This window comes from Sediminibacterium sp. (genome assembly GCF_019264485.1).
In the GTDB taxonomy this organism is placed as follows: domain Bacteria; phylum Bacteroidota; class Bacteroidia; order Chitinophagales; family Chitinophagaceae; genus Sediminibacterium.
In genome coordinates, this window is record NZ_JAHVAA010000014.1 from 340,688 (window position 1) to 359,235 (window position 18,548).

Annotated in this window: 13 protein-coding genes and 1 riboswitch; of the genes, 2 read left to right on the plus strand and 11 right to left on the minus strand. The window is 41.9% G+C overall.

The annotated features are described in order from the left end of the window. Positions 1–3: 3 nt before the first annotated feature. From gldM to KXJ59_RS13015, 6 genes are all read right to left on the minus strand, one after another. Positions 4–1,557, minus strand: a complete 1,554-nt coding sequence (gene gldM, locus KXJ59_RS12990) for a gliding motility protein GldM (RefSeq protein ID WP_295205337.1) — start codon at positions 1,555–1,557, stop codon at positions 4–6. Positions 1,558–1,617: 60 nt separating this feature from the next. Continuing rightward, positions 1,618–2,364 (minus strand): gliding motility protein GldL, encoded by a 747-nt coding sequence (gene gldL, locus KXJ59_RS12995; RefSeq protein WP_295205339.1) that lies wholly within the window; start codon positions 2,362–2,364, stop codon positions 1,618–1,620. Between the two features lie 67 nt (positions 2,365–2,431). Continuing rightward, positions 2,432–3,715: an SUMF1/EgtB/PvdO family nonheme iron enzyme gene (locus tag KXJ59_RS13000; RefSeq protein WP_295205342.1), complete on the minus strand. Its 1,284-nt coding sequence runs from the start codon at positions 3,713–3,715 to the stop codon at positions 2,432–2,434. A gap of 187 nt (positions 3,716–3,902) precedes the next feature. After that, complete coding sequence (locus KXJ59_RS13005) at positions 3,903–5,957, minus strand: thioredoxin domain-containing protein (protein ID WP_295205345.1); 2,055 nt, start codon at positions 5,955–5,957, stop codon at positions 3,903–3,905. A 73-nt stretch (positions 5,958–6,030) separates the two neighbouring features. Continuing rightward, a complete protein-coding gene (locus KXJ59_RS13010) occupies positions 6,031–6,828 on the minus strand; it encodes a uroporphyrinogen-III synthase (RefSeq protein WP_295205347.1) in 798 nt (265 codons plus the stop codon). Positions 6,829–6,857: 29 nt separating this feature from the next. Continuing rightward, positions 6,858–7,844, minus strand: coding sequence for a DUF4271 domain-containing protein (locus KXJ59_RS13015; RefSeq protein ID WP_295205350.1), 987 nt, complete (start codon positions 7,842–7,844; stop codon positions 6,858–6,860). A gap of 73 nt (positions 7,845–7,917) precedes the next feature. Between KXJ59_RS13015 and hemW the strand changes: the two genes are divergently transcribed. Continuing rightward, the gene (hemW, locus tag KXJ59_RS13020) at positions 7,918–9,045 is read left to right on the plus strand and encodes a radical SAM family heme chaperone HemW (protein ID WP_295205352.1); all 1,128 of its coding nucleotides are present in this window, start codon (positions 7,918–7,920) and stop codon (positions 9,043–9,045) included. 269 nt (positions 9,046–9,314) lie between these two features. Here hemW and KXJ59_RS13025 read toward each other — a convergent pair whose 3' ends face one another. The 5 genes from KXJ59_RS13025 to KXJ59_RS13045 all read right to left on the minus strand — a co-directional run bounded on the left by KXJ59_RS13025 (position 9,315) and on the right by KXJ59_RS13045 (position 16,053). After that, on the minus strand, positions 9,315–10,322 hold the full coding sequence (locus tag KXJ59_RS13025; RefSeq protein ID WP_295205354.1) for an NAD(P)H-dependent glycerol-3-phosphate dehydrogenase: 1,008 nt from the start codon (positions 10,320–10,322) through the stop codon (positions 9,315–9,317). A 269-nt stretch (positions 10,323–10,591) separates the two neighbouring features. Beyond that, positions 10,592–11,944, minus strand: a complete 1,353-nt coding sequence (locus KXJ59_RS13030) for an efflux RND transporter periplasmic adaptor subunit (protein ID WP_295205357.1) — start codon at positions 11,942–11,944, stop codon at positions 10,592–10,594. Between the two features lie 34 nt (positions 11,945–11,978). Continuing rightward, complete coding sequence (locus KXJ59_RS13035; protein ID WP_295205359.1) at positions 11,979–13,442, minus strand: TolC family protein; 1,464 nt, start codon at positions 13,440–13,442, stop codon at positions 11,979–11,981. A gap of 84 nt (positions 13,443–13,526) precedes the next feature. Continuing rightward, complete coding sequence (locus KXJ59_RS13040; RefSeq protein ID WP_295205361.1) at positions 13,527–14,699, minus strand: PLP-dependent aspartate aminotransferase family protein; 1,173 nt, start codon at positions 14,697–14,699, stop codon at positions 13,527–13,529. A gap of 1 nt (position 14,700) precedes the next feature. Further along, on the minus strand, positions 14,701–16,053 hold the full coding sequence (locus KXJ59_RS13045) for an APC family permease (protein ID WP_295205364.1): 1,353 nt from the start codon (positions 16,051–16,053) through the stop codon (positions 14,701–14,703). Between the two features lie 176 nt (positions 16,054–16,229). Beyond that, positions 16,230–16,493: riboswitch (cobalamin riboswitch) on the plus strand. A 112-nt stretch (positions 16,494–16,605) separates the two neighbouring features. Here KXJ59_RS13045 and KXJ59_RS13050 point away from each other — a divergent pair. Then, on the plus strand, positions 16,606–18,519 hold the full coding sequence (locus KXJ59_RS13050) for a TonB-dependent receptor (protein WP_295205367.1): 1,914 nt from the start codon (positions 16,606–16,608) through the stop codon (positions 18,517–18,519). Positions 18,520–18,548 lie beyond the last annotated feature (29 nt).

The window sequence follows — 18,548 nt, forward strand, 5'->3', positions numbered from 1 at the left end:
GCTTTATTGCAAGATGAATGTAATATTCTGGTCTAATTTCCTCGTTCCACCACCCGGTTGCTTCAGTTTAATCTCTCCAATAGTTACTGTGGTACCTGGCTGACAACGTCTGATGAGGTTCATCGCATCTCCACTGAATGAAGGACCATTTACTTCTGCAAACTCTGGTTCATCAAATCCTTTACCGGTACAGATCAGCATATAGTTCAATACTTCAAATTTCACCCCTTCAAATACGAAATCACGTAAGTCGGCAATCACCCCTTTCTGAACACGGAACACATTTGCGTTCATGGTACCACCCGCACTTCCACCTACAATCGCTATCGGATCGGGTACGCGTTTTACAGGGATGGTGATTCGCTGTGTATTTTTTCCGTCTGTTGCATTCACCACCACTGTTCCCAGTTGCTGGGGTACAACTATGTACTGTCCGGCACCTTCTTTACGCATGGTAACATTGGTACCTTCAATATTTACTTTTACTTTTTCGTCTCCACCTCCACCGGTTACACTCAATACGTTATCAAGTCCCTGATAGAAAACCCTTGTCTTATCAGTAGAAACCACCAGTCCGGATGGAACACCTACGGTATAACGAACTTCTTTTTCTACCACTGCTGAAGTACCATCAGGTTTCAGGTACGATATCCTTACTTTTTTTACACCGGCACCTGAATTACTTACCCTTGTTTTATATTCTGCGGCACCTTCTGCATTGATTGGTACAGCTGCCCCGTCAACCGTAATGTTTGGTTTTGCTGCTTTACTGAAGGCACCGATACCTGCAGTAATCACCAGTTCTTCTCCCGGCATCAGGTATTGAGAGTTGGTTCCGGCAAATGCCTGAAACTCATCATAAATCAGTTCTACCTGTCCAATCTGGCGATGACAATATTCCACAGCCTGTGATTCACTGTTTTTTACGTCATTCTGAAACTTACTCAGGATGGTAATAGCAGCTACGGTTGGAGTCATGTGAAAATAACCATAAGCCCAGTCGCCTTTACCGGCTTCACTGGTAGTAGGCAAGGGAGTAAGATCCAATGGTAGGGAAGCGGCAATTTCTTTGGCCATTTCGGGATCGATGGCCAGTAATTGCTTTTTAAATTCTGTCAGTTTGTTAAATAATTCCTTCCCTTTCCCTTTTCCATTAGGTGGTGCAGAAATAAACATACGGGTTGCTGCATCGAGGTTATCTTCTTTGTATGATTCAGTTCCATCTTCTGCTTTGGTAAGACCTGATTCTTCTTTCAACTCTTTTTTCAGCGCCTCCATATAAGTATACAAATCAGCTGCCAGTTTTTTTGCCTGTTGTGCTTTTGGCAACCACAGTAATGCTTTTTCTCTGGTTTTAGGATCTTCTACTTTTGCCTGAAACGACCTGAATACTTCATCATTTTTCTTCTCCACAATTCCACTCGCTGTAACCAGGCTCCTGTCTACCGTTTTAAATGCGTTCAGAATTTCAGATGATACATTCAGTGCCAGCAGTGCTGTTAACACCAGGTACATCATGTTGATCATCTTCTGCCGCGGCTCCTTTGGTAATGACATTTATCTTAAATTTTCTAATGCTGTTTTACAATAGGTTTTGGTTGTTCGGTTGCCGGCTTATTATGCACGACCCTGCATGGCAGTAAGCATATTACCATATACCTGGTTCAGTTTACCCAGGTTATTGGCCAATACAGCAATTTGTTCTTTTGCTTTTAAGGCATCATCAGCGCTGCTCGACATTGCTGCAGAAGCCTGTGCCAGTTTACCATAAAACTGATTTAATGCTTTCAGGTGATTATTGCTCTCCTGTAATTCCAGTTCATAAATGGTATTGAGTGATGACAGGTTTTTGGTTAATACCTGCACCTGCTCATGAAATTGTTTGGTATTTTCTGATGCGCTGTTGAAACCTGCCAATGATTGTGTAGCCTGGTTTACTGCACCAGCCACAGATGATAAAGCTGCAGTAGCTTCCTGTGTTTTGGCAGAAAAATCACCCGTAGCTTTTACCACATTGCTGATCTCACCCATGTTCTCAACGGTAGTACCCAATTTCTGGAAATTGGCACTCAGTTTAGATAAGTTGGCAGGCGTAATGTCGGCCTGCTGTAACATATCATCTAAACTTTTCAATGCAGGGTTACCAGCAACAGCTACAGGAGCTGGTGCTCCCATATCGGGTGGAGGCAGAATAGCATATACGACGAAGATTAATGCTTCCGTAGTAAGACCAATCTTCAGCGCCCAGTCTGCCCATGACAGGTGAAGAATTTTAGCCATGGCACCAAAAATTACCACTGAGGCACCAAGACATACAATGACATTTACAATTCGGTTCGTTGCGGGAGAAACACCTGAGGCCATAATGTTGAATTTAGTTTTTGATAGTTAGGTATTGGCTTTTTCTGGCTTAAGACCAGATCTTATAATTTTATTTTTTTGATTTGGGAGCAAGGTCAATTACACAACGGAATCCGATATAGGATTTGGCTGTATCCTGGTACTCATAATTACGGGTACTTACCTGTAAATAATAGGCAATGTCTTTCCAGCTACCACCACGTACTACTTTACGTTTCATACGGGGCAGGTCTGAATCAGCTGCTTCGATACGTACATCCGGACTCAGGTCTGACATAAAATTGTAAGAGCCTTCATAGAAATAGGAACCTGTCCACTCAGCTACGTTTCCAGACATATTATATAAGCCATATTCATTGGCCCAGTAGGCATCGGCTTTAACGGTATAGAAACCACCATCTTCAGGATAGTTACCACGACCAGGTTTGAAATTGGCCAGCAGACATCCTTTTTTGTTTCTCAGGTAATAGTTACCCCAGGGGTACATGGAGTTGGTTCTTCCGCCACGGGCAGCATATTCCCATTCAGCTTCACTTGGTAAACGATAGTCGCCGTCTACTGCAAATTTTTTCTTCTCTAAAAAGGAATTCTGAATATGTGTTCTCCAATGACAAAATGCTACTGCCTGTTTCCAGGTTACACCTACTACAGGGTATTTACCATAGGAAGGGTGAGCAAAATAACGTTTGGTCATTGGCTCATTGTATGAATATGAGAAATCTCTGATCCATACCAGTGTATCAGGATACACTTTCTCATCATATTTTACAATGAAATCTTTACGGGGTCTGTCAGCATTTTCGCGCTTGGCTGCTTCTGCGAGGTTAAAATATTCTACTTTATATTTCAGTTTACCCGGATCAATTTCATTTCTTCCGAACAGGCGGTTATCGGGGGCCAGGTTCAGTTCATTCAATTTTTCAATGGTAGCTTTATCGTATTTAATCTGGGGTACTTTTTTCCAGTCAACAGCAGAAGTATCATCATCTTTATTGATACCACCACCATATAAAATTTTGAAGGAAAGAGAATCGCGTACCCAGGTTACAAACTGGCGATACTGGTCGTTGGTGATCTCTGTTGCATCCATCCAGAAACCGGGTATAGACATAGATCTGTTCCGGTTGGTATAGTTGAAACTGATATCCTCATCACTTGGCCCCATATGAAAGGTTCCCGGTGGGATATACACCATATTCCTTGGTGTGCTCATACTTGGCCTGGCAGTTGGTGCAACTCCGTGTAACTGACCGTCATCTGGTAAGCCCTTCGACTTTTTGCCCTTATTCAGGAAACATGAACTCATGCTTAGCGTGAATACGGCCAGGGTAATAGTTGTTAATAAACCTTTCATCTGATCAAAGTGATTTATGACAGTGACAAATATAAGTTTAGAACTGTAGCGAACTACAGTTTTCAAATTGAAAAACCAATAATTTCACAAGGCGGGTAAAGATGATCTCAGTAATGTTATGATTTTGTTTTCACTATCTGATAAAGGCGCGAAGCCACTGTCAGCCAGCAAATTACCGTAATTCTTGTTACACATTTGCTAAAAAATCAACTATTTTATCAGTAGTATAATCACTACAGGCGAAATTTTGGCATATGTAAAACAATACTTTCCCGTCTTTAGGCATTTTTCCTGCTAATAACGGGAATTCCCATTCTTTAGTTTCTTCCGTCTGCAGTATTTTATTGGGCGAAAAACGTTCCAATACCTGTGGCAGGTAAATTCCGGCCCCGGGGCCCATCAGCGCAACCTCCTTCCACCCTGCCAGTTCGGCCTGCATTACCATGGCCCATACCCCAAAAGAGGTAGGATGCTTTACTACAGCCTGGCCCAGTCCGGCCAGTACCTGGTGCATCCTGTCGAGCCAGTCTTTCCTGTCGAACACCCTTCCAAGGTATTGCAGGTTGGCGGCCATTACCGCATTTCCACTGGGGGTTGCCCCATCGTACACTTCTTTCTTCCGCACTATAATATCGGCCTGTCCTTCCATGGTATAGAAGTAAAACCCTGTTTTTTCTTCACTGAAATACAGGTTCACCAGTTCAAGCAGTTCTTTTGCCTTTAACAGGTAGTTGCCCTTACCGGTTATTTCCTGTAACTGTATATATGCCTGTATCAAATAGGCATAATCGTCCAGGAAAGCAGGTATGCCGGCTTTACCTTCTTTGCAGGTATGGAACCACCTGCCATTCTCAGCTTTACTGAATGACTGTTCTAAAAACTGTATATTCTTTTCGGCAATTACCCTGTACCTGTTATCTCCCAGTACGGCGTAAGCCTGTCCATAGGCTGAATTCATCAAAGCATTCCAACCGAGTAAATGCTTATCGTCTAATAATGGACGCACCCGCTGGTCGCGGCGTTGCCTGAGTATTGTTTTTGATGTTGCTAATTTTTCCAGCCACGCCGTTTCTGTAAAGCCGTTCGCCGCCGCAAAATCAGCCGGCTGCATTTTTACCCGCAGAATATTTGTTTCCTCCCAATTACCCTCTTCAGTTATATCGTAATAGGCACAGAATAATTCAGCTTCTTCTCCCAATACTTCTTCAATTTCCTGCAAGGACCATGTATAAAATTTTCCTTCCACCCCTTCGCTGTCTGCATCGAGTGCACTGTAGAAACCACCATCGGCGTGCATCAGTTCGCGTTCTACAAACGACAGGGTTTCGTGAATAGCCCTTGCATATTTATTTGATTTTGTTATTGCATAGGCTTCGCACATGGCCATTACAATCAACGCATTATCGTAGAGCATTTTTTCGAAGTGAGGTGCCAGCCATTCGGTATCGGTGCTGTACCTCGCAAAACCTCCACCCAACTGGTCGTAGATACCACCGTCGATCATTTTATCCAGACTCAGTAATGCCTGTTTTTTTGCAGCCGCATCGCCATGAAAATGAAAATGTCTTAATAAATACCGGATGGTTTGCGTTTGCGGAAACTTAGGCGCATGGCCAAAACCACCCCATTCTGTATCGGCTTGCTTCAGCATATTGGCTGCTATGTCTTCAATGGTTTCCGCTGCCATTACCCAGCCCGTTGTATTGGCCTGCTGTCCAAATGCATTGGAGGATTGCAGGTGCTGTGTAAGTTTCTCAGCCTGTTGATCAATCTCATCTCTTTTTTCTGTGTATGCCTTGTATAAACCTAGTAATACTTCTTTCCATGACGGTCTGTTATGTGCCCTTACCGGGGGAAAATAAGTACCGCCATAAAAGGGTTTGGTATCAGGTGTAAGAAAAACATTCAATGGCCAGCCCCCACTACCCGTCATCGCCTGAACCGCATCCATATATATATGATCAATATCGGGTCTTTCTTCACGGTCAATTTTAATATTGATGAAATACTCGTTCATGATGGCAGCTGTGGCTTCATCTTCAAAACTCTCACGCTCCATTACATGACACCAGTGACAGGCGGCATAACCAATGCTTATCAGGATGGGTTTGTCTTCTTTTTTTGCCAGCAATAACGCTTCTTCACCCCAGGGGTACCAGTTTACCGGATTGTGTGCATGTTGCAACAAATACGGACTTGTTTCGTGTATCAACCGGTTATTATGTTTGGCTGTAGATGACATGCGCTGAATTTGACCACTAAAATAAAACCCCCTGCGTTAGCAAGGGGTTTTTATCTGTCATGCGATGATGAATTTATTTTTTTGTTTGTATTGAAGCTAAAAACTGATCAAGGGCCGATACCATACTTGGTTTTTGAGGCGATGGCACTTTAATTTCCAGTTTCAATCCTGCATCTTCTACTGCCTTCGAGGTATTGTTACCAAATGCGCCGATGACAGTTCCGTTTTGTTTGAATGAGGGCATATTATCAAAAAGGCTCTTTACGCCGCTGGGTGTAAAAAAGCAAATAACATCGTATTCTTTCCCTTCCACCACTTCTTTGATATCGTTGCTGATGGTGCGATACATAAATGCCAGTTGAAACTCGCAGTTATTCGATTTGAGCCAGTTCACGATTTCATTGTCTTGTTGGTTCTCACTACACACATAAAGAAATTTCTCGTTCTCCTTGTGTTTGTTGATCACATCGAACATACTCTTATTGGTACCATCGGCACCATAGAATACCTTTCTTTTGCGATAGAGAATAAATTTCTGGAGATACAGTGCCACAGCTTCGGTAATACAGAAATACTTTGTATCCTGTCCGATGGTGACTTTCATTTCTTCACAGGTACGGAAAAAATGATCGATGGCATTTCTGCTGGTGAAGATCACCCCAGAATAATGCATGATATCAATTTTCTGTTTGCGAAAATCTTTTGCGGGAATCCCATCCAGCTTAATAAAGGGATGAAATACCAGTTCTACCTTATACTTCCGTTCCAGATCGAAATAAGGCGATTTATCGCTTTCGGGTCTGGGCTGGGAGATCAATATTCTTTTTAAGGTCTTAGGGGTACCCGTTTGTTTTGCTCCGTTCTTTACCATGCTAGCTTGCTGTCTGAGATTTTGCAAAATTAAAACCTTCCACCGATATAATCCGCCATCAGTTTATATAATAACAATAGCGGAAGTATTTCAACGGCGCAAAGGTAAAGAAAAAAATGTAAAGCGTTCACTTTCAATGTGTTCCTTATTGTGGCAAAGGATATTATATACCTGTAAAGCAGCAGCAGCAACACCAATCCAACCGAAACAGTCAGTGCAACTTCCTTAAAACCAGGTCTGGCAAAGGCCATCAGGAACAAAAAGGGCACCAGTAGCACCCCCAGTACTTTGTTTACCAGGAACACCGTAAACGTATAGTTTACAGCCGCTTCTCTCGAATTAAATACCCAGCCCGCGAACTGCAGGAAAAGAAATTTACCGAAGTATACAATGGTCAGCAAACCGGCTCCAAAAAATACTATATGCCAGAACGGGTAGTCGAGCCATTCTTTATTTCGGATGACGAGGGCACCATAAATGCTTGTGGTAATAATAAAAAGGAGGTTTACAAACAAGGATGCCAGGTTATCCTGCAACAACTGATCTTTTGTTTGTTTTTGCCGCAATGAAGTTTGCAGGAAGAGGATAAACAGGTTTTTAAAATACCTTGGAAAAACGGTTCGCACAAAAGCCAGCAGCAATACCACACCCATCAACAGGTAAAACATATCATCCAGCGTTCTTCTTTCCCTGAAATCGGAAATCATGAACAATGGCTTTTGTGTTAAGGGTAAAAATGGATGGGTATAATATTTTCTATACGTGCTGGTATCGATACCGGGAGCTATAGGTATTGTTGCAGGTATGATTGAATCGGCCCTTAAACTGTCGCTCTGTTGTTGAAGTGTGTCTGCAATGATTGATACCGTATCGATGGGTTGTCGCCTTGTAACCGGAACAGCACTGTCATTTTGCTGAACAACAGCCCTGCGAACGGGTGTATCGGTTTGGCTTATGCCAATAAGAAAGGAAAATATTCCTGTAAGCACCAAAAAACTACGCTTCAGCAAGTTCATTGATACAAAAATAAGCTTTTACCATATCTCTAAGTCATCAACCCCTGCCTGCTTACCTGTATCTTCGTAAAATATGTCGGGCATTTATATTCATATTCCTTTCTGCAGAAAAGCCTGTCATTATTGTAATTTTCATTTCTCTACTTCACAACAATCGAGAACAGCAATGGCTGCTGCTATTGCGAAGGAAGCTGTTATCAGAAAAGATTTTATTACCGGTACTGTATCAACTATTTATTTTGGAGGAGGAACACCTTCACTTTTAACGGCAGCAGAATTAATGCTCATGATGGATATATTTTCTTCCCATTTTTCCATCGCCACGGATGCTGAAATAACATTAGAAGCCAACCCCGATGATATTTCACCCGATAAATTGCTGGAATGGAAAAAAGCAGGAATCAACAGGTTGAGTATCGGTATCCAGTCTTTTTTTGAAGAAGACCTTCAATGGATGAACAGGGCACATAATGCCAGTCAGGCTAAAAACTGTATACAACTGGCGCAGGATGCAGGTTTCCATAACCTCACCATCGATCTTATTTATGGTACACCAGGTTTAAGCAATGAAAGGTGGATCACTAATATTGAAACGGCTATTTCATTCAACATACCTCATCTCTCCTGTTATGCATTAACCGTTGAACCCAATACGGCTTTGGATAAACTGATACAAAAAGGAACTAAAGCAGATGTGGATCAACAAAAACAGGCTGTTCATTTCGATTTACTCACTACCCGTCTTGAAGCCGCCGGTTTTGAACATTATGAAATTTCCAATTTCGCCCGGCCCGGTTTCCGCAGCAGACATAACAGCAGTTACTGGCAGGGCAAACCATATCTCGGATTAGGGCCTTCGGCACATTCCTTTAACGGTAGTATTCGCCAATGGAATATTTCGAATAATGCACTTTACCTGAAAAGTATAGAACAGGATCTGATACCCTTTGAAGCAGAGCAACTCACAGATGAACAACAACTGAACGAATACATTATGACCAGCTTACGTACCATGGAAGGTTGTTCGCTGGAACTGATTGAAAAAAAATGGGGCGAAAAAAATGTTTCGGCTATTAAAGCCGCTGCACAAAAATATTTACAGGAGGAATACCTGAATTTATCCGGCAACCAACTCATCCTCACAAAAAAAGGAAAGTTCCTCGCCGATGGAATAGCGGCGGAGTTGTTTCAGCTCAATTAAATTAAGACACAAGAATCAAGAGACAAGGTACAGGGATCAAGAAAGAGCCAGAAATCAAGCAACATGGGGTAAGAAAATTCTTGAAAATGACAATATTGTCTCCTCCTTGATCCTTGCTTCCTGTATCTTGAAACTTATTAATGAGATTTTGAATGATGCAACAGCTTCCTCAAAAGATTGATGCCAATTACTCCACCGAGGAGTATCAGGAGTACCATGGGGCTTAATAAGGTAAATGAAACTGGCATGGGATAAAGTTACCACTTTTCCTATACCAGAAACCCTTCTATTTTCTTAAATCCATCAGCGGCAGGGCGATGTTCCCAGAGTATTTCATAAATGGTTGATGCTATGGGCATTGCGGCATTTACGGTTTGGTTTGTACGGTAAATACAGCGGGCAGCATTATAGCCTTCTGCTACCATATTCAGCTCTAACTGAGCCGCTTTAACAGAATAACCCTTACCTATCATATTGCCGAAAGTGCGGTTTCTACTATACAGCGAATAACAGGTTACCAGCAGGTCGCCCAGGTATACAGAGGCGGCATAGTTAGGCGTAAGTAATGCAGGTTGTGTTTCGGTTTCTCCCATTTTGCGCAAGAAAGTCACCATTTCATTGGCACTATTGGCTATATACACACTTAGGAAATTATCGCCGTATTCCAGTCCGTGTGCAATACCTGCGCCCAGCGCATAAATATTTTTTAATACTGCCGCATACTGAACGCCCACCACATCATCATTCACCACAGTATTAATATATTCAGTGCTAAAATCATGTGCTATCTGTTCGGCAAAAGCATGATCCTTACCTGAGAATGTGAGATAAGATAATTTTTCTGACGCCACTTCTTCTGCATGACAGGGACCCAGTAATGCAAAATATTGTTCAATGGGAACATGGTAATGGGTTGATAAATATTCATGCAATAAACGGTTATCGGTTGGCAGGATACCTTTTATGGCTGAGATGATTTTTTTTCCGGTGAGTTCTTCGGGTTTCAGTTCTTCAAATACCTGTTCAGCATAAGCCGATGGAACTGCTATAACCAAAGCAGTTGATGCCTCAATCACTTCGTGTATATCGTTGCTTAAACGGAGCTGTTGTGGATTGAAATAAGCGGCACTCAGATAATGCGGATTATGCTTTCTTTTTTCCATATAAGCAATGGTTTCAGCATTTCTGACCCACCAGTAAATAGTATGACCATTATCTGTGAGTATTTTTGCCAAAGCCGTGGCCCAACTGCCACTACCTATAATTCCATACTGCATGTATCTGGGGTTGTTCAATTGCAAACATACGGAGAGTAGACGGGAAGTCCGAAAGTCCGGAGTTGGAAAGACCGGGGATGGTTGCTGATACTACTCCGCACAAACTCCATTTTCTCATGTTCTCTGCGGTGAGCTACTCGACTATTCAACGCAGAGAACATGAGGAAGCAGAGGTTTTGCAGCCTATAATAATAGGCTTAAAACAATAAGGCTTTATAAAATTATACGCTCTTCTTCGGACTTTCGGTTTTACCAACTTTCGGACTTAATTACTCTTTCTTCTTCTCCTCAAATAATTTATCCTTCGCCACAACTTCAACCATATTACCCTCTTTTAAAATTTTGCTTACGGTATTGTATGGTCCAGTTACTACCTGGTCGCCTTCATTTAGTCCTTCAATAATTTCAATATAGTTAAGGTCCTGAATAGCTGTTTTTACTTTTACTTTTTTTACTTTTTTATCTTTCCCTATCACAAACACAACTTCTTCCACTGCTTCATCATCTGCCGGATCGCCACTTGCCGGGCCATCATCCGTTTTTGTTTTCTTTCCTTCGCCTTCGCCTTCTTTTTCACGCGTGGTTACAGCATTGAGCGGAACAGATAATACATTTTCTTTTGTATTGGTTTGAATATCTGCGCTGGCCGTCATACCCGGACGGAAAGGAAAAGCTCTTCCAGGTACCACCATATCCTTATAGCTTTCTGCAATAAGACGGATATGTACTTTATAATTCGTCACTTCAGTAGATGTAGCAGTAGCTGTTGCCTGTGTATTAGGGTTAGCTATTTTATATACCAGCCCTTTGAATTTACGATTGGTATATGCATCTACTTCCACCAGTGCGGTATCGCCAAGTTTTACTTTTGGAATATCATTTTCACCCACATCCACTCTTATTTCAATGCTGCGCATATCGGCTACGCGCATCATTTCTGTACCAGCCATCTGTGCTGTTCCTACCACACGTTCTCCTTTTTTTACAGCGAGTAAACTAATAACACCATCCATAGGTGCAGTAATGGTGGTTCTGGAAAGATCTTTGATGGCTCGTGATAATTGCGCCTCGGCACCCATTATAGAGGCTTCGGTACCTTTTAATCCTTCCCTCGCAGCATTATAATTGGCTTCAGCAGAACGGTATGCCTGTTCGGCCTGATCGTATTCCTGACGAGATGTTACTTTTTCTGTATAGAGTTTTCTTTGTCTTTCAAAAGCTGCTTTTGCATTATCGAGTGTGGCTTTCAACCCGGGTAAACTGGCGTTGGAATTAGAAAGTTGCGCTTTTGCCTGGTCTACCCCTGCTGCTACCTGGTCTTTTTGGGTAGAATAAATATCAGCATAAATTCTTGCCAATACCTGACCCTTGCGAACGCTGTCTCCTTCGTTTACATTTAATTCTACTATTTCACCACTCACATCGGGACTCACTTTTACTTCTATCTCAGGGTATACTTTACCACTGGCGTTTACAGTTTCAATGATGGTTCTGGTAGCTGCTTTTTCTGCAGATACTTTAAGCCCTTCTTCTTTACCTATCACACCACTTTTTTTCAGTCCGATAAAGCCTCCCACTACTACAACCAGTCCGATAATGGTCCAAAGTAATTTCTTATTCATAGATATTGTATTTCTGTTTTATACTACCCGGTTATTAGAGTTTCAGTCCCTGTCCTTTATAAAATTCCAGCACTTTCATTTTAAATACATAGTCGTATTGGTTTGCCAGTTGCTGTACTTTGGCACGAAGGAGGTTATTCTGGTTGGTAATGAGATCGAGTGCCCCCAGTAAACCCACTTCATAACGTTTTATGGCAAAATCGTAAGCTTTCTGAGTGCTCTCTACTGTTTTTTTACCTGCATTAAATTTTTGGAGTGCCGCTGTGGCATTATTATATGCGGTATATATATCCTGTTTCAGTTTGAGATCAGCCTGTGTTTTTTGCAGTTCCACATTTCTCAGGTCCAGTTTAGAACGCTGGTAAGCTGTTTTAGCCTGTCCATTATTAAAAATGGGTATGGAAAAATTGAGGCCTACATTCTGACCAAAGTTATTAGTGATCTGATCGGTCCATCCTTCCCATAATCCACTAAAACCCCTGCTGCTTTGTGAAAAACGATACAAGGGACTTTGTACATAGTAGTCTACATTGCTGATGGTAACTTTGGGTTCTGCGCCTGTTACAGGGCTATAACCCAAAAAGGTAAAACCGGTTGTTCTTTTGAATGAATTGGAGAAGTTGGTAGCAAGGTTACCCCCGAAAGTAATGGTTGGGTACATCTGACCTTTAGTAGCCAGAACAGATTTTTGTGCGGCTTTGATCCTGAAATCATTTGCTTTTTGCAATGGCTGTGAAGTAAGTGCCAGTTGGTACACCAGTTCTGGCTGCAGATCACCAAAACTTTCAATGGGTATACTTTCTACCGGCGGTGCTTCCAGATCGAAAGCAATTGCCGGATCGAGGTTTAATAAACCTTTCAGGTTTAATACATTCAATTCATAACCGGTAAGTGCGGCTACATAATTGCTGCTGTCGCTGGCTAATTGCGCCTCAATTTCTGCAAGGTTCAATTCCGGTAACACTCCCGCTTCCACTCTTTTTCTGGTAATGTCTAACTGGGTCTGCGATTGTGCAATCTGTACCTGTGTAATTTTCACCTGCTCTCTTGAAGCGAGTATCTGGAGATAAAAATTAGCCACATTTAATGAAATATCGTTAGCTGTTCTTTCTACTTCAGCCAATGCTGCCTGTGCACTAAATGCAGCAGATTTGATATTGTTTTTGATGGCTCCGCCGTTATACAGCTGTATGCCGGCATTCAGACCAAAATTCTGGTATAAAAACTGATTGGTAGAGAACTGGTTGGTAGTAGGGTCAATAGATCTACCAAAACGCACACCTGTTCCTGAACTCATATTCAGTGAAGGATATTGATTCAGTTTTGCCTGTCGTGCAAGCAATGCGCTGATTCTGGCCTGTACATCGGCCTGCTTCACAGAAATATTATTCTGTGTAGCATAATCAATACATTTCCGCAGATCCCATTTCTCATTGGTAGTCTGAGCCTGCACCTGTACCAGAATGGCACAACCCAAAAGGGCAATTAACTTCTTCATATATAACAAAAATAACAGTTTCCCAACCAGATAGATAATTTTCTGATAGGCGGAGTAGCATTAACCAAAACCGTTCATAGGTCGTTATGAATGGTCCTTTATTACATCCAGTGCCTGGGCCAGATCGGCAATGATATATTCCGGCTCCTCTAATCCAACGTACAGGCGCAGGCTACGGTGTAACTCATGCGCCGGATTGAACTGGTCGCGCGGCATTCCCGCACATTTAGGTATGATCAGGGATTCATGTCCACCCCAGCTCACCGCCATCAATATGTGTTTCAGGCCGTTACAGAAATTTTCTATGTCTTCACAGGATTGGGTCTTCAGGATAAATGTCAGCAAACCACATGCCCCTTTCATCTGGCGATTTGCCAATTCATATTGGGGAAATGATGTATCTAAAGGGAAAATAACCCTTTCTACAAGCGGGTGAGACTTCAAAAACCTTATTACAGCGTGGGTGGTGCGGGTGATACGCTCCAGGCGTGCCGGTAATGTTCGAAGACCTCTGATCAACAGCCATGCATTGAAGGGTTGGATACCGGACCCGATATTGTTGTATTCGCTGTTAAAGATACGGGTAATCTGGTTACTGCTTCCACTCAAAACACCTGCTATGACATCGCTATGCCCGCTAATGTATTTGGTAGCCGACTGAAGTGTAAGATCAATCCCCATTTCATAGGGTTTTTGGTACAAGGGTGTACAGAAACTATTATCGCAGATGGTAACAATATTTTTCTCCCGCGCCAGTTTTGCAACTGCAGCCAGGTCCTGCAAATCAAACATCCAGCTATTGGGCGACTCAAGGTAAATGACTGTAGTATTGGGCTGAATGGCCTTTTCAAAATTGGCTCCCGATCTTCCATCAATATAGGTAACAGTTACCTGGAAACGAGGTAATATTTCATCAAACATTTTTCTGGCCCAGGTATAAGGATCCTTCACACTCAAAATATGATCGCCACTTTTTACATTGGCCAACACCGCTGCAAAAATAGCTGCTGCTCCACTGTTAAAAACAAGACAGTCTTCTGCACCGTCTAATGCAGCTAATTTTTTTCTTAAAATTTCAACCGTAGGATTGAGTCCGCGGCTATACAGCCATGTTGAATATTCGTCTTCAAACGATTTACGCAGGTCGTCTACTTTTTTAAAGGCAAAGTTGCTGGTCTGTACAATGGGAGGCGATACTGCTCTGAAATATTCATCCCTGTCTTCAGCGAGTTCGTTCAATATATAAGAGAGGTCCATACTATTGCTTGTTTTCTGTAATCGGTTTTCTGAATTTGGTACTGATGAAATAAATAAGCATAAACCCGAGTAATACGCAGAAACCAACAAATGCAGTATCTGGTGTTTGCATGGCAATGCTGATACCAACAAATAGATAGGCACTCATAAAAATAAGTGGCATCAGCGGAAAGAGTTTCATTTTAAAGATGCCTGTACCATCCAGGTGTTTGGTTCTTTTACGCAGTATAAAAATCGTGGCACTCGATGCAACCATTCCAAAACAATCGAGGAAGATGGTAAAGTTGAGTATCTTATCAAATGTTTGCGCGAAAAATAAAATCACAATACACATAGCAGCAAACACGGTGAGTGAAAAAGTAAATACCTGGTTTTTGGGATTTTGTTTGGCGAAAGAAGATGGCAATGTTTTTTCTTCACTCATGGCATACATAACCCTTGGGTTACTCATCAGCAACGCATTTACATAGGCAAGTACACCAAAGAATAAAAAGAAAGAAAAGATATCGGCACCTTTAGCACCAAATGTGCGTTCCATTACTACATATGCAATTTCTTTCTCCCCCTTCATTTGATCGAAACCAACAATGGTATAATAACTCAGGTTTACCAGCAGGTATAAAATAATAATGATGGCAATGCCAATAAAAATTCCTCTCGGAATATTTTTAGCAGGTTGGTTCACTTCATTACCAAAATTGATGGTTTGCTGATAGCCTCCATATGTAAATGATACTGCAATTAAACTGATACCCAGACTCTGTATCCAGCTCATCGATTCAACTGCTCCAACAGGTGCTGTGGTTGCAGCTGCCACTACAGCACCCTGATCATGGGGGAAGAATAACGCAAGTATCAATACCACAATCATTCCTATTTTAATCAGCATCAGGATATTCTGCGCTCGGGAACTCATTTTCAAACCCATCAGGTTAATGCCATAAAAAAAGATGATGGCGCCACAACTAATCAATGCTTTATCAATGTCTGTCCATGCCACACCGGGAAATAATTTTGTTATATACCCGCTACCAATCAATGCCACCGCACTTAAACTGGCTGCATTACTGATAAGGATGATACAATTAATGGCAAAAGCAATACTGGGATGATAAGCGTAAGAAAACACTTTATAATAACCACCGGTTACCGGGTAGCGACTACCAATTTCTGCATAGGTAAGCGCACCACATAAAGCCACAAAACCACCCAATATCCATGCGGTAAAATATACTGAAGGTTCAATGGCATCTTTGGCACTGGTAGCCGCCGTTCTGAAAATACCCATTCCAATCACCAGACCTACAACAATCATGGTGAAGCTAAAAAGATTTAATTTTTGATTTCCCTGCATAAGAATTTAATGATATGGTGTTAAATGTAATGAACTTATGGATATGGTGGTTAGTCCATAGTCGATAGACCATAGTCCATGAATCTTGCTATGGACCATGGTCTATCGACTATGGACATCTCCCAGTTTTCCCCAGCTCCGTGTAAAACTTAATTTCCAGATTATCTGCTGCACCCTACATTTGCGCTGTATTTGGTTCCCGATATGTAGGGATTAAAAGGGAAGTCCGGTGTAATTCCGGCGCTATCCCCGTAGCTGTAAGCTCTGGTAGTGAGCAGTGAGTAGTCAGTAGTGAGTTTAAATGTTACTCACTACTGACTACTCACTACTCACTCAAAAAACCACTGTTGTTTCTACTAACCACTGTTCTGCAAAGCGGGATGGGAAGGTTCAACAACAGAGAGCAAGCCAGAAGACCTGCCACATACAGACGATCATTCACGGCTTTCGGGTGAAAAGCATGGAATGTAAATGCTGTCTGCAGCGGCAATTTATATTTCTCCGTTTTTTATGTTTCCTGAAAGCTCATTGTTCAACTATTAACCAATAACAATGAGCAAAACAATTACGCTCCTCGCATGCATGCTTACAGGCACTGCCCTGTTCGCACAAAAAGACACTGTTACACTCGATGAAGTAGTGGTAACAGCCAACAAACTCGAACAAAAACAAAGTACAACAGGTAAAGTAATCACCGTTATCACCAAGGCACAGATTGAAAAAAGTGGCGGTAAAACCATTTCCCAATTATTAAACGAACAGGCAGGCATTACTATTAATGGCGCTTTTAATAATGCCGGCAGTGTTCAAACAGTGTATACCCGCGGTGCCTCACCAGGGCGCACCCTGATACTGATGGATGGTATTCCACTAAACGACCCATCTACCATTACAACTGATTTCGACCTCAACTTTTTCTCTGTAAATGATATGGAGAGAATTGAAGTATGTAAAGGGCCACAGTCTACTTTATACGGTAGCGATGCCATTGCTGGTGTGATAAATATTATCACCGTAAAAAAAGACACCAACAAACCATTTAATATAAAAGCCACACTGAGCCAGGGTAATCTTGGTACTTCCAGAAATAATGTGCAGGTTTTCGGAAAAGCGGGTAAGCTTACCTATACTACACGTTTTGCAAGGCTCTTCACCAATGGTTTTTCTTCTGCCTATGACAGTACCGGTATCCGTAACTATGATAAAGACAGATATGATGGCACCGTAACAAGCGGTCAGTTATTTTACCAGGCCAGCACTCATCTTGCATTTAAAGCATTCCTGATGCACAGTCAGTACAAAGCCGGAATTGATGCAGGTGTATTTAATGATGACCGCGATTATAATATCAATAATAAATCATTGATCACAGGAACAGGGTTTCAGTATAAAAAGGGAAAGCTCGCCGTTACAGGTAATTACCAGTATAGTGAACTCACACGTAATTACAGGAACGACAGCGCACATAAAACCAGTACCTGGTTTGAAGACAATACCTATTTTGGTAAATCGCAGTTTGTTGAGTTGTATGCAAGCACCAGGCTAGGCAAAGGTTTCACTTTACTTACAGGTGCAGATTATCGTTACAGTTCTTATAATCAGAATTATTTCTCGGTAAGTGCATTCGGGCCTTACAAAAGCCAGTTCAGAGACACTTCTTTATCGCAGACTGCCCTATATGCATCTGTTATTTTCAACAGTCCAGACAAAAAATTCAATGTTGAATTGGGAGGTCGTTATAATGATCATTCACGTTATGGTAATAACAGCACTTATACCTTCAATCCGTCTTATAGTTTCAGCGATCAGTTCCGTGTGTTTGGTAGTATTTCGAGTGGTTTCAAAGCACCATCATTGTACCAGTTAAGTCTGAACAGCAAACTGAATGCTGAGAAATCGGTGAACTATGAAGCCGGTGCCAGCTTCCAGCAAAAACAATTCAGTACAAGACTCGTGTATTTCAACCGAAAGATCAGCAATGGCATCGACTACAACTATATTACTTTCAACTATTTCAACTATGTAAAACAGGTTGTGAATGGTTTGGAATGGGAACTCGCAGCTAAGCTTGGGAAAGCTGGCTTCAGCGCCAACTATACATTGCTGTTGAGCGAAGAAGTAACACAGAACCGTCTCACCACAAAAGATACGGTTACGTACGATTATCTTTTGCGTCGCCCTAAACACCATATTAATCTGGCCGCTAATCTGGATCTGTGTAAAGGATTGAATGTAGCTGTTACAGGAAAATATGTAAGCAGTCGTTTTGATATTGGCGGATACCGCCGTGCAGATATTTCACTACCCTCCTATTTCATTGTAGGTGCATCTGCAGATTATGTATTGAATGAGCAAGTGAAGTTTTTTGCAGACGCGCAGAATATTACCGGTAAGAAATTTTTTGATGCGAGGGGGTTTAATGCCATTCCTTTCCTCTTTAATGCAGGGGTTACGTTTAATTGGTGAGCAGAGCGAATAGTGAGTAGTCAGTAGTG